The following is a 13994-nucleotide window of genomic DNA, read 5'->3' as shown; positions in this document are numbered from 1 at the left end:
GATTATGTTTGGAGATATGATGGGAATGATGGGCAAATTAAAAGATGCTCAAAAGAAAGTTGAAGCAACAAAAGAGCGCTTACATACCGTTTTAATTGACGAAGCGAGTACTGACAATAAATTGAAAGTAACGATTACAGCCAATAGAACAATTAAATCTATTGATATTGCTGATGAATTACTTCAAGATAAAGACATGTTAGAAGATTATTTAATCCTCACACTAAACAAAGCGATTGAAAAAGCAACCAACGTTCACGAAACAGAAGTAGCTGCTGTCGCAAAAGAAGGCATGCCAAATATTCCTGGAATGGATATGTTTAAATAGATTTTAGCTCACTTAAAAGTTTGTCATGCATTTGGTCTGTATAATCCAAATGTGTGACCATTCTAAGTTTATTACTTCCCATTCCTATAATATGAATATTCTTTTCTTTTAAGTTATTCAGGAATTGTGCCTCATCCACACCATCATTTAATTCGAAAATGACAATATTGGTTTCAATAGGTTCTACTTTTCTAATTATGGATAATTTAGATAACTCCGCTCCTATTTCTTTTGCTCTTTTATGATCGTCTGCAAGTCGTTCAATATTATTATCTAAAGCATACAAACCTGCAGCAGCCAAATAACCAACTTGTCGCATATTACCTCCAAAAAGCTTTCTTAAACTCAAGGATTTTTTCATAATCTCGGCATCACCTATCAACACAGAACCTATTGGGCAACCTAAACCTTTACTTAAACAAACTGAAACCGTATCGAAAAGCTGACCATATTGCATCGTCGTTTCGTATTTAGCAACCATAGCATTCCATAAGCGTGCTCCATCTAAATGAAACCCTAGATTATTAGTTTTACAGACGTTTTTAATGTTTTCAAGCTCTTGAAAATCCCAACACGCTCCTCCACCTTTATTTGTGGTATTTTCTACCTCAACTAAACTGGTTTGACTGTAATAATACTCTGAAGGATTAATAGCTTCCTTTACTTGTTCTGCCGTAAACATACCACGATGACCATCAATGAGTTTACAAGACGCACCGCTATGAAAAGCCACTCCTCCAACTTCATAATTATAAATATGAGCGTATTTATCACAAATAACTTGTTCTCCAGGATTGGTATGTAACTTTATAGCGATTTGATTCGCCATGCTTCCTGATGGAAAAAATAATGCTTTTTGTTTGCCAAATAGTGTTGCTAACCGTTCTTCTAATTCATTAACTGTAGGATCTTCTCTAAAAACATCATCTCCAACTTGGGCAGACATCATAGCATCTAACATGCCTTTTGATGGTTTTGTAACGGTATCACTTCTTAAGTCTATTATCATATATATTTTCCCGAGAAAGCGGAAATCTTCTATTAAATTTTGAATTATATTCTTGACACTAATCTATATTAATTCTTTCTTTTCAATTGAGAACAATTAAAACTAACGTCTTTTTTCTAAATCATAAAACTACGGAATTTCCAAAAAATCGATTCAAAATTATGGCACTTTATTAACGCGCCTTATATTTGTATAAAATTATCTTACACTATGATTACATCAGATCAAATAAAAGATCTTAATTCCCGTCTAGACGTACTTAGACAATATCTTTGACTTAGATGCTAAGCTCATAGAAATCGCCAACGAAGAAGAGCAAACTTTTGACCCCAATTTTTGGAATGACTCCAAAGCTGCCGAATTGGTTATGAAATCCATTCGTGAGAAAAAGAGTTGGGTTAATGACTATAATGATGCCAAATCACTTTTTGAAGATTTAGAAGTTATTTACGAATTCTACAAGGAGGATGAAGCTCCGATGGAAAATGTTGAAGCGCGTTATGAATCTGCAACTGATGCCATTGAAAAGTTAGAATTTAAAAACATGCTTTCTGAAGAAGGTGACAGTTTAAGTGCTGTATTGCAAATTACAGCTGGTGCCGGCGGAACAGAATCTTGTGATTGGGCAAACATGTTAATGCGGATGTATCTTATGTATGCCGAAAAAAGCGGCTATAAAGTGAGAGAGCTTAACATGCAAGAAGGAGATGTTGCTGGGATAAAAACCGTAACTTTAGAAATTGAAGGCGATTTTGCTTTCGGTTGGCTTAAAGGCGAGAACGGAGTCCATCGTTTGGTGCGTATTTCACCTTTTGATAGTAACGCTAAACGACACACGAGTTTTGCTTCAGTGTATGTTTACCCATTGGTTGATGATACTATTGAAATAGATATTAATCCATCTGACATTGAAATCACAACAGCCAGATCTAGTGGAGCTGGTGGACAAAATGTAAACAAAGTTGAAACAAAAGTTCAGCTTTTACATAAGCCTTCTGGAATTCAAATTCAATGTTCAGAAACACGTTCTCAGCACGATAACCGAAATAGAGCAATGCAAATGTTGAAGTCACAATTATACGAAATTGAGCTACAAAAACAGATGGCACAGCGTGATGATATTGAGGCAGGAAAAATGAAAATTGAATGGGGAAGTCAAATCAGAAATTACGTGATGCATCCTTATAAGCTAGTCAAAGACGTACGTTCTGCTCACGAAACAGGAAATGTTGATGCTGTTATGGATGGTGCTATTGAACCGTTTTTAAAAGCCTATTTAATGATGATGGGACAAAAAGAAGATTCGGCATTAAAATTGTAATATTATAGTTACTAAAATAAAATCAGCATAAAATGATTGAAATATACCACAACCCACGATGTTCCAAATCGAGACAAGGCCTTTCTATATTAGAAGAATCCGGTAAAGCATTTGAAATCATAAAATATCTGGAAGAAGACTTAACATCTGTTGAACTACAAGACGTGATTATAAAATTAGGCATAAAACCTATAGATTTAATCCGAAAAAACGAAGCAATTTGGAAATCAGAATTCAAAGGAAAATCCCTTTCTGATAATGAAATTATTGCCGCTATGGTTAATCATCCAAAACTCATAGAACGCCCGATTGTAATTAATGGAGATAAGGCTGTAATTGGCAGGCCACCAGAAGCAATCAAAGACATTATATAACATTACAAACATGAAACATGCATGTTCAAATTTTTATCAACTAAGAAAATGATTTAAAGCGAACAGCATGTGACCATAAAACAATAAACTCAAACACATGAGAAAGACAATTTTATTAATTTTTACCATTCTCTTAGGCTTAAATATTAATGCTCAAAGACAAGGGAATAATAGGAGTAACATCCCTCAAACGAATAGAGAACCTTCGGAGCAAGAAATTGCAAAGTACGAGCGAGAAGCAGAAGAACGTAAAGAAGAATATATTGCTAATTTTCTAACAACTCTAGAGGCAGATGATTTTCAAAAGCAAATCATTAAGCTATCTATAAATAGTTTTTTTGAGGAAAAAATAGCCATATTTAAAACAAGATTTGAGCATTCTCTTGATCGTAAGGCAGCAATACAAAATTTAGAAGACACTCACTTTTCAGAATTAGAAGAACTCATTTCAGAAGATGACATGGCCAAAATAAAGGAAATGATATCAGGAAAATTTGATGAAAAAGAAGTTACCAAAAAGAAGCGAAAAAGAAAAAAAAGGAACTAAAACTAATGTTATGTTAAAATCGCTTTCCATTTTATTGTCTTTAACACAAGATTAACCAATTTCAACTAAACTAAAGGTATTTTTGCGAGTCTATTAGACTAATAACCTTTAAACATTTGTGATGAAATTACGCCTTATTACCGCTTTCTTGTTAATTTTTTGTTTTAGTTTTTCTTTTGCTCAAAAAGACTTAAAAATTGAAGGAACCATTATTGAAGAAGACACTAATATTCCACTAGAATATGCTACAGTTGTCGTTAAAACTAAAACAGATAACAAAATTATAACTGGTGGTATTACAGATACTAAAGGTAGATTTAATATTGAAGTTCCTATAGGGACTTATATCATATCTGTAGAATACATTTCTTACAAAACAAAAAACTTCCCAGAACGAAATTTTGACAAAGACACCAATTTAGGGACCATTAGTTTGGCTTTAGATGTCGCTTCTTTAAATGAAGTTATGGTTGTTGCAGAACGTACTACTGTTGAAATAAAATTAGACAAAAAAGTTTATAACATTGGTAAAGATTTAACTACCGCCGGAGGAACCGTAAGTGATGCTCTTAATAATGTACCATCTGTTGCTGTAGATGTAGAAGGAGCAATTAGCCTTAGAGGTAATGAAAATGTTCGAATCTTAATTAATGGAAAACCTTCTGCTATGGCAGGTTTTGGTGATAGCAATATATTAAGTCAATTACCAGCAGAAGCCATTGAGCGTGTAGAAGTGATTACGTCACCATCTGCTAGATATGATGCCGAAGGTACAGCAGGAATTCTTAATATTATTCTTAGACAAAAAGAAACATTAGGCTTCAATGGGTCTGTTAATTTAACCGCTGGTAATCCTGATAATTTAGGCGTTTCTGCAACTTTAAATTACCGTAAAGAAAAATACAATTTATTTTCAAATTTTGGATGGCGCTATTCTGATGCTCCACGTACAACATTCACTGATGTTGATTACTTTGACACCTTAGACGAAAACGGACTAACTGACGAACCTGAATTTAGAAGAATCCGTGAGGACCAAAATGTTGACCGCTTAAGTAGAAACTACAATGTTAACTTAGGTATGGAGTACTTTCTTAATGAGTCTTCATCTATAACAGGTAGTTTATTTTATAACTTTGGAAATGATTCTGACGTTTCACAAAATAATAGTGAGCGTTTTAACAATAATATCATTGTTGAAGAAACACTAAGAAGAGAAAGAGAAACTGAAAAAGATAACAGGTATCAAGTTGCACTTAACTATGTGAAACGTTTTGGAGAGGATAGTGACCATAAGTTAACTGCTGATTTTCAATATGAAAAAGATAAAGAAGATGGGCTTACTTACTTGAATGAAGATTACGTCTTCACAGATCCGTCTAATTCTGATGTATTTCAAATTGAACAAGAATATACATATGAAGATCAAAAAGAATATCTAGTTCAAGCAGATTACGTATTACCAATAGGAGAAGATTCTCGTTTTGAAGCTGGTTATCGTGGAAACTTTAAAAATAGCAACACGGATTACCAACTTGATCAAGAAGATACAGATACAGGAATTCTCGAAATTAACGAAGCTATTTCAAATGTCTTCGATTATACTGAAAACGTAAATGCACTCTATACGCAGTACGGTTCAAAACTTGGACGATTCTCTTACCTATTTGGTTTACGATTAGAAAACACACAATTAAAAGGAAAAATTGATTCACGCCTTACAGAAGAAGAATTAAATGAAGAATTCGGTTTTCCTATCGATACTGATTTTAACAATAATTATTTAGGCCTATTCCCTACGGTTAACTTTATTTATAACCTGAATACATCTGATAATGGGAATGAAGAAAGTATTACACTTGGATATAATAGAAGAATTAACCGTCCTCGTGGTTGGTATATTAATCCTTTTCCTTCACGTTCTAGTAGAACTAATATATTTCAAGGAAACCCTAATTTAGATCCTGCATACTCTAGTACTTTTGATTTAGGGTATTTAAAACGTTGGGAAAAATTTACACTTACCTCTTCTATTTACTACCAACACGAAACAGATTCTTTTGAGCGTGTGCAAGAAAACACAGGTCAAACCACTACAGATGGTATTGACATTATTAGAACAATACCTATTAACTTAGCGACTAACAAACGAACTGGTGCTGAACTTGGTTTAATGTACAACCCTGAAAAATGGCTACGCTTAAACTCTAGTTTTAACTTCTTCCAATTTGAAACTGAAGGAGATTTTAACGGTGTAGATTATGGTGCAAAAAACACAAGTTGGTTCGCTCGTTTTAGTTCTAAAGTCACGTTACCATTAGCTATAGATTGGCAAACTAGTGCATTCTACAGAGGAGCAAGACAAGATGCACAATCGGATACCGAAGGTATTTTCTCTTTAGACTTAGCATTCAGTAAAGAAATATTAAACAAAAAAGCAACGGTATCTGTAAATGTTAGAGATTTACTTAACTCTAGAAAATACGAATCTGTAACTACTACAGATTTCTACAGTCGTTATAGCGAATTTCAATGGAGACAACGTCAAGTTAATGTTTCTTTCATCTACCGATTTAACCAAAGGTTAAACAATAAAGACCGTTCTGGAGAACGCGGAAATGGTGGCGGAGACGACATGGAATTCGAAGGTTAAGAATTAAATTACAACTAAAAAAAAGCACAAATTGCAATGCAATTTGTGCTTTTTTCTATTCTAGACTCTTCTATTTATTTTACCTCTTTAAGTGCATTATCTATTAGTGTGCGCAAGTGTTCCTTATGAGCTTTGCTAGACACATTACCTGTAACGGCAGCCATAGATCTAATTTGCTTTAAATTGTATAACGCCATTGATTTTGCATTATTAGAATAACGACTACTTTGTTTTCCTGTTAACATATCTATAAGGGTATTGGTATATGAAATTTGTAAATTTTGTCTAAATGAATTCACATTACCATTAATATCCGCTTTAAAAACAGCCGAATTTAAATCCGTCATAAATGTAGACAAGCTATATTCGTTACCATACAACTCACTATCTGTGATTCTCTGTAAGGTATTATAATGTAAAACATGACTCAATACATTCTGTTGATATGTTAATACTTGTTGATGAATTTTAGGATCTTCGGTACCTCTCATAAAACCAAAACCACGTCGTTGCATCGCTAAATCATTATATAACTCACTTGGTGCACTAAAAGCTGTAGGCGCAAAAGCATATTTAGTTAAAGCATTCATTGCACGTTTTTGATCTTCTAAACTAACAGGAGTAAACGGTTGCGATCCTCCTTCTTGTCCGATCATTGCTCTATCGACATAAACGCCACCAATAAATCTTGAAATGACATTTACAGCAGTTGCACGTTGCCCACTTAATAAGTAATAAGCACGTCTTAATTCTTGATATGATTCTCCAGTTTTAGCGAATTTAGTTTTAACACCACTCATCATGCTATCAACTAACTTAATTCTATCAATAGAATACCCAATTTGGTCGTTAGACAAATCCCCAATCATTACTCTCGGATCAATTGCTTTTCCTGGTGCACGCATATCATCTGCATCATTACCAAATATTAATTCTGGTTCCGTACTTCTATTAAGCAACGCTACTTTTTCACCTTCAGATTTAAAAGGCGTGTATCCAAACTGAATTGCCCAAACATCATAAGGCCCAACAGATGTATCGTAATATTGACCTTGCTTGGCTCTGTCGTTAGTAATATTAATACCTGCATAATCCATAACAGAGCCAGTTAAACACTTCCCTTCTATAAATTCTTTATCTGCTAATTCCTCAAGTGAAAATAATTGACTTGCTTTCATGTTATGATTAAGTCCAAGTGTATGCCCCACCTCATGCATAATTAAAGCTAGCATCGATTCTTTTTTCATACGAGCCATTTCTAAATCTGAGCCACCTGTAGTTTCAATTAATGCTTGCCCAAATAAGCTGTTTTCGTGCATTACATGACCAAAAGAACATAACACTTTATTCTTTTTTAAATACTCTGATGCATCAAATTCAGTATCTGCTTTTGCTAAATCAAATAACTGATCATAGAACACTCTATTTGTAAAATGTACATATTCTAACATTATGTCTGCACCAATTATTTCACCTGATCTAGGATTTACAAAACTTGGTCCATAACCTCCAAAAGGTGGATTTGGAGAAGACGTCCAACGTAATACATTATAGTTAATGTCACCAGCATCCCAATCAGCATCATCTGGCTGCATTTTAACCATCATGGCATTTTTAAATCCTGCTTTTTCAAACGCTTTATTCCATTCTAAAACTCCTTGTGTAATTGTTTCTCTCCATTCTACTGGTGTCGAATTTTCCATCCACCATGTAATTGGTTTTACAGGTTCTGAGATTGCCGCTTCAGTATCTTTTTTAATTAAATTCCAACGGTGCACTAAATCTTTATATGGCGTAGAATTAGTCGCTGTTTGGTCTTCAACTTGAGTTGTAAAATAACCAACTCTTGGATCATCAAAAAGAGGTTCATAACTATTATCTGGCATTGCTATTAAACTATGAAACACCTTAATACTTACGTTTCTACCATCAGTTATAGCTTGAGATCCGCCATTTAACACAGAAGGACTTGAGTATACATATTCAACCTCAAGATTTGTATTATCTTCATAATTCTTTATTGAATTAATCTTTGTTTTTGTCTTATCTAGATTACCAAGACTAAAAGCCATTGGACTAGAGCCTGGAAAACGCGGTGGTTTTACCTGAGTAAACGTTTCTTTTAAAAATAAATCATCGGCTTTTATAAGGTATAAGCCTTCTTCTTTGTCATGTGCCTCAATTTTTACAGTTGCCATGATACCTTCACTAGTATTAGCATCTTTAGATTTAGAAATAGCACTTTCGGGATCGAAATAAAAGGATGTGTTTTGAGATACAAACTCTATTTTATCATAGTATTTCTTTACCTTAAAAACTTTGGAACCTCCATAGGCTCCTCTAAATCTACCAGCATCTGTAACTCCGTTTGAAACTTGGTTAAAATGAATATAATCTTTATCTAAATGCGCTTCACTGACCACCATCTGTAAACTACCTGTAATGGTATCTCGATACATTGTAAAAAGCCCTTCAATCTTTTTGCTTGACTTGGTAAGATCTTTTATTGATTTCTCCTTTTTTGGTTTTGGCGCAGGCGTTTCCGTTTTACTCTTTTTGTCTTTCTTTTTCCGTTGAGCTTCTAAATTTTGTGGTGCTATAAACACACACGCAAGTAACGCTAAAGACAATAGTCTAAAGGCATTTCGTTTTTTGATATTCATAATGATGAGTTATTTGTTAATATATATTTAGAATTCAGACAAGATAGAAAATAAATTAGAAATAATTTTCAATACAATTACTAAAAATCAAGGTTTCGAAATGCTAAGGAAACACTACTACTCAACTTTATTCCCAGGCAAATTCTGTCCACCTTGATGCAAAGTCAAAGCATTGATCTCACCTGCATCATTAGTGCTGAATGTAATATTTGCTTCAACAACTTTTAAAAAGAATTGATGTTCTGCCGATGGAAAAATTTTAAATTGTGGTTGATTAGTGGCTTGTAAAAAAAGTTGATTTTCTACTCTTGTAATCGTAATTGAAAATTCAGGGGCTAATTGATATACTCCTATATAATTTTCTAAAACCTCTGCAGAAACTTCTATTTCATCTGGAAACTCAGATTTCTTTGGTAATTCTAAAGTTAATGGTGCGTCCAATAATTTCATTCCTACAGCATCAACAGTCGACACAGAATTAGTTAAAACCACAACTCCTTTACTGAAATCGTTTAAAAACCCTGTAAAAGCTCTGTAACCGCCAGTACCTCCATTATGCCAAGTGATGGTGTTATTATTCGCAAAGTGCCATCCTAATGCAATATTAAAGCTTTCACTTTCGTCAGAAAAAGCAATCTCATGGCTTAACTTCATAGCTTTACTTAATGACGTGTTATTGGTAGACGTATTCGCTCTTATAAATTTAACCATATCGCTAGTTGTAGATCGTATGGCACCTGCACCAGCTAATACATTTAAATTCCAATTATTTACAACTTCTAATTGCTCATTGTGTCCTAAGGCTAATTTAGCTTTCATAGCATCCGATAAAACAATACCCGTATTTTTCATTCCAAGTGGAACGGTAATTCTCGTTTTAACTAACTCTTCATAAGTTTTACCTGTATGCAATTCTAAAATATGACCTAATAATCCCATTCCTAAATTTGAGTATTCATACTGAACACCTATATCTCTCAACAATTCATAAGACGATAAAAATTGATAAAGTAGTTCTGTTGAATAATCTGCAAACGGATTAGAATAATCTGCCGGTTCAAAATTATCTGGCATTCTTGGCAAACCAGAGGTATGTGTTGCTAAATCTTTAATTGTAATTTGTTTGCCTTTTCGCTGAGGCACAATAACCGTTTTAGGTAAGTATTTTGAAATAGGATCACTAAGATTGATGTTTCCTTTTAGTATTTCATCAGCTAAAATAATAGTTGTAAAAACTTTAGAAATTGACCCGATTTCATAAACCGTATTTTGATCGACTGGCTTTCCGTTTTTAACTTCAGTATTTCCATAATTAAAATAGGTGACATTTTCTCCTTCGATGTAAGCTAATGCAACACTTGGATTAAAACCTTCATCTACACGTGCTTTAATATGATCTTGAATTTCAGTAGTTAGTTCTGCGTTCTGAGAAAATGTAAATTGAACAAAAGCTAGAATTATAAATAATGCTGATTTGAATTTCATATTAATAATGGGATTTATTAGTATAAGACTACAAAAAAGTAGAATAGTTACAGATTATATGGACGGATTAAAAAACGATTTCTGATTAGAAAACGATAATTCATCAAAACTAGAAACAATCACATTAGCTAATGTATAATCTTGACCTGATGAATGTTCACTTTTAAAGCCTGCACAAAAAATACCTGCGGAATGTGCTGCTTTTATACCATTGGTAGAGTCTTCAATCACCATACATTCCTTTTTATCGAATCCTGTATGTTCTGCAGCTTTAATAAAGATTTCTGGATGTGGTTTTGATTTTTCTAAATCCGCACCACTGAATTTACCGACGAAGAATTGATTCAAATCAAAACGATCGAAAATGCGGTTTATGTTTGGCATAGATGCAGAAGATGCAACTACAAGTTTTAAGCCGTTTATATGGTAATCTTTTATACGTTCTAAAACACCTTCAATTAAGGTGAGATCAGAATCGTTTTCAAACAAAAATTTAAAATGCTTTCGTTTAATACTAACCAAATGCTCTGGTGTATCATTTAAGTTAAAATGATCAACTAATCGTTTACAAATATTGATTGTAGATTGCCCTGTGAATGATTCATAAAGTAAATCATCAACTTCTATGTTAACATCATTGAACATTTGATAGTAGGCTTTTCGATGTAAGGGTTCCGTGTCAACAATGACACCATCCATATCAAATAATACTGCTTTTAGCATAACATTTTTTAATTTGAAGCGAAGATAAAAAAGTAAATGGTATTCTTAAATCCCAGAACCAAACAATACTATTATGTTTATATTAAATTATGCTTAGTTTTACACCCTGAAAACAATTTTAAACACAATGGCAAAACAAGGCAAAGAGAAAAACACAAATAACAAAGCCAAGCATACGAAACTTATTAATCAGAAAAAGAATAAGAAAAAGTCTCAAGTTGAAGAGCGCAAAGCACGTTTAAAGGCTATTGTTCAAAAATCAAAAGATTCTAAATCTGAATAGATAACCCTACGGTTTCAAAAACAAAAAAATCCAAAACTTAAATAAAGTTTTGGATTTTAAATTTAATCTTAATACATTTTATTTCACATTATTAATAATATCCTGAACGACTTCGGGATTCAACAATGTACTTGTATCGCCTAATTGATCCGTTTCATTAGCCGCAATCTTTCTTAGAATACGTCGCATAATTTTACCTGATCGTGTTTTTGGCAATGCTTCTGTAAATTGAATTTTATCTAGCTTAGCAATAGGACCAATTCGATCTGTAATAAGCTGATTGATTTCCATTCTTAAATTTCCATGATCTCTACTTTCTCCTACATCCTTCAAGGTGACATAACCATATAATGCATTTCCTTTTACATCATGTGGAAAACCTACAATGGCAGATTCTGACACCGCTGGATGCTCATTAATGGCATCTTCAATTGGAGCTGTTCCTAAATTATGCCCAGATACTATAATCACATCATCTACTCGACCTGTAATTCTATAATAACCAACCTCATCTCTTAAGGCACCATCTCCTGTAAAATACATATTATCATAAGCAGAGAAATACGTGTCCTTGTAGCGTTGATGATTTCCCCAAATTGTTCTTGCCATTGCTGGCCAAGGGAATTTTATACATAAACGTCCTTCTACTTGATTACCTTTTAATTCTTGACCGTTTTCGTCCATTAAAGCAGGCTGAATTCCTATAAATGGCAAGGTTGCATAGGTTGGTTTGGTTGGCGTAGAAAATGGAATTGGTGTGATCATTATACCTCCTGTTTCCGTTTGCCACCAAGTATCTACAATCGGACTTTTCTTTTTCCCGACGTTTTCATCATACCAGTGCCATGCCTCTTCGTTTATAGGTTCTCCAACAGATCCTAACACTTTTAATGATGATAAATCATATTTTTCTATAAATTCCGTACCCTGTTTTGCTAGTGCTCTAATCGCCGTTGGTGCAGTATAAAACTGTGTTATTTTGTGTTTCTCGACAATATTCCAAAAACGTCCGTAGTCTGGATAACTTGGGACACCCTCGAACATTACAGATGTTGCTCCGTTTGCCAAAGGTCCATAAACAATATAACTATGACCAGTGATCCAACCGATGTCTGCAGTACACCAATAAATATCTTCCTCGCGATATTGGAAAACATTTTTAAACGTATAAGCCGTATAAACCATATAACCGCCGACAGTATGAACCATTCCTTTAGGCTTTCCTGTAGAACCAGAAGTGTATAGAATAAACAGTGGATCTTCAGCATCCATAACTTCAGCAACACAATCTGATGATACTTCTTCTAAAAGCGGTGCTAACCAAAAATCGCGACCGTCTTTCATGTTAATATCAGACTGAATGTGCTTAGCTACTAAAACAGATTCAATACCTGGTGTTTCATTTAACGCTTCATCAACGATACTTTTTAAATCTATAGTTTTTGAACCGCGATAAGAACCATCTGAGGTAATCATCATTTTAGCGTTACAATCATTAATTCGAGACGATATTGCTGTCGCTGAAAAGCCAGCAAAAATAACTGAATGAATCGCACCTATTCTTGCACAGGCCAAAATTGAGATGGCTAATTCTGGAATCATAGGCAAGTACACACAAACCACATCTCCTTTTTTAATGCCTTTACTTTTTAAAACATTAGCGAATTTACAAACCCTTTCGTGCAACTGTTTGTATGTAATATGTTCTGCTTCATCATCTGGACTATTAGGTTCAAATAAAATAGCTGTTTTATCACCTCTGGTATGTAAGTGCCTATCGATACAGTTTTCTGTAATATTAAGTTTGGCGTCTTCAAACCATTTGAATTCAGCTTTCTTAAAGTCATAACTTAAAACATTAGACCATCGTTTTTTCCACGTAAAATGTTCTTCAGCTATTTCTTCCCAAAATTGCTCAGGATTACGTACTGATTTTCTATATACTTGAAAATATTCTTCAAATTGTTTAATGTGATAATTACTCATGTTTTAGTCTTATTTTTTGAGTTTAAAAAGGTAGTTATTTTGGATTAAAAAAAGAAGCTTCTTCTTCAGTTAATAATCGTGAATGAATTAAAAACCGAAGACCTAAAGGTATTTCTAATGAAAAACTTGCGCCTCTACCTTCAGTAACATCAACGGTTAAGTGGGTGTGCTTCCAATATTCATACTGATCTTGGTTCATATAAAAATCAACACCTTCAACATTACCTAAAAGAATATCGCTTTCATCTAGATACATATCTCCTTTTTCAAAAATCATTGGAGCAGAGCCATCACAACAACCTCCACTTTGATGGAAAATTAAATCACCATGCTTGGTTTTAAGTTGTTTAACTACTTCTGCTGCTTTATCTGTTATTTCTACGCGTTTCATATGTTTATTATTATTAAAAGATGATAGACCGCTTCGCTTCTAGAACAAAGAGCAAAGACGTGATCCTAACTAACTGATAAAAAAATGGTCTCATTTTAAAAACTCTTGTAAACCAAATATTACTATAAAGACGCTATAATTAAATAATTATTAATAGGATGCTTAAGTTTTTAGTCTAAAAGAAGAAAGACCGCTTCGCTTCTAGAACAAAGAACAAAGACGTGATTGTAA

General features: G+C 33.6%; 12 protein-coding genes. 6 read left to right on the top strand and 6 right to left on the bottom strand.

What is annotated here, in order from left to right:
* The first annotated feature begins 4 nt into the window (after window positions 1–4).
* Complete coding sequence (locus DFQ09_RS05210) at window positions 5–328, top strand: YbaB/EbfC family nucleoid-associated protein (RefSeq protein WP_115808604.1); 324 nt, start codon at window positions 5–7, stop codon at window positions 326–328.
* Here the strand turns inward: DFQ09_RS05210 and DFQ09_RS05205 are convergent.
* Window positions 321–1337, bottom strand: coding sequence for a threonine aldolase family protein (locus DFQ09_RS05205; protein WP_115808603.1), 1017 nt, complete (start codon window positions 1335–1337; stop codon window positions 321–323). The two genes, DFQ09_RS05210 and DFQ09_RS05205, sit on opposite strands and share 8 nt — an antisense overlap.
* A gap of 210 nt (window positions 1338–1547) precedes the next feature.
* Here DFQ09_RS05205 and prfB point away from each other — a divergent pair.
* From prfB to DFQ09_RS05185, 4 genes are all read left to right on the top strand, one after another.
* Window positions 1548–2658, top strand: a protein-coding gene (prfB, locus tag DFQ09_RS05200) for a peptide chain release factor 2 (RefSeq protein WP_115808602.1) whose coding sequence is annotated in 2 segments (ribosomal slippage) — window positions 1548–1610 and window positions 1612–2658 — 1110 coding nt in all. Because the reading frame shifts where the segments join, the coding sequence is not laid out codon by codon here.
* A 32-nt stretch (window positions 2659–2690) separates the two neighbouring features.
* Window positions 2691–3032, top strand: a complete 342-nt coding sequence (arsC, locus tag DFQ09_RS05195) for an arsenate reductase (glutaredoxin) (protein WP_115808601.1) — start codon at window positions 2691–2693, stop codon at window positions 3030–3032.
* 97 nt (window positions 3033–3129) lie between these two features.
* A complete protein-coding gene (locus DFQ09_RS05190; RefSeq protein ID WP_115808600.1) occupies window positions 3130–3579 on the top strand; it encodes a hypothetical protein in 450 nt (149 codons plus the stop codon).
* Between the two features lie 121 nt (window positions 3580–3700).
* On the top strand, window positions 3701–6232 hold the full coding sequence (locus DFQ09_RS05185; RefSeq protein ID WP_115808599.1) for a TonB-dependent receptor domain-containing protein: 2532 nt from the start codon (window positions 3701–3703) through the stop codon (window positions 6230–6232).
* A gap of 74 nt (window positions 6233–6306) precedes the next feature.
* Here the strand turns inward: DFQ09_RS05185 and DFQ09_RS05180 are convergent, their stop codons facing one another.
* The 3 genes from DFQ09_RS05180 to DFQ09_RS05170 form a co-directional block, all read right to left on the bottom strand.
* Complete coding sequence (locus DFQ09_RS05180; protein WP_115808598.1) at window positions 6307–8895, bottom strand: zinc-dependent metalloprotease; 2589 nt, start codon at window positions 8893–8895, stop codon at window positions 6307–6309.
* Between the two features lie 117 nt (window positions 8896–9012).
* Entirely contained in the window at window positions 9013–10380 is a 1368-nt protein-coding gene (locus DFQ09_RS05175; protein ID WP_115808597.1) for a serine hydrolase, read from the bottom strand.
* 54 nt (window positions 10381–10434) lie between these two features.
* The gene (locus DFQ09_RS05170; protein WP_115808596.1) at window positions 10435–11103 is read right to left on the bottom strand and encodes an HAD family hydrolase; all 669 of its coding nucleotides are present in this window, start codon (window positions 11101–11103) and stop codon (window positions 10435–10437) included.
* 127 nt (window positions 11104–11230) lie between these two features.
* Here DFQ09_RS05170 and DFQ09_RS18855 point away from each other — a divergent pair, with 127 nt between their 5' ends.
* Window positions 11231–11386, top strand: a complete 156-nt coding sequence (locus DFQ09_RS18855) for a hypothetical protein (RefSeq protein WP_020897871.1) — start codon at window positions 11231–11233, stop codon at window positions 11384–11386.
* Between the two features lie 78 nt (window positions 11387–11464).
* Here DFQ09_RS18855 and acs read toward each other — a convergent pair whose 3' ends face one another.
* Together acs and DFQ09_RS05160 are read right to left on the bottom strand one after the other, a co-directional pair.
* Window positions 11465–13372, bottom strand: a complete 1908-nt coding sequence (gene acs, locus DFQ09_RS05165) for an acetate--CoA ligase (protein WP_115808595.1) — start codon at window positions 13370–13372, stop codon at window positions 11465–11467.
* 34 nt (window positions 13373–13406) lie between these two features.
* On the bottom strand, window positions 13407–13763 hold the full coding sequence (locus tag DFQ09_RS05160) for a DUF779 domain-containing protein (RefSeq protein WP_115808594.1): 357 nt from the start codon (window positions 13761–13763) through the stop codon (window positions 13407–13409).
* Between the last annotated feature and the right edge of the window lie 231 nt (window positions 13764–13994).

Origin of the sequence: Winogradskyella pacifica (assembly GCF_003386275.1) — a bacterium.
In the GTDB taxonomy this organism is placed as follows: domain Bacteria; phylum Bacteroidota; class Bacteroidia; order Flavobacteriales; family Flavobacteriaceae; genus Winogradskyella; species Winogradskyella pacifica.
Note: the sequence above shows the minus strand (reverse complement) of the source record. Positions and strands in the feature narration are given on the sequence as shown.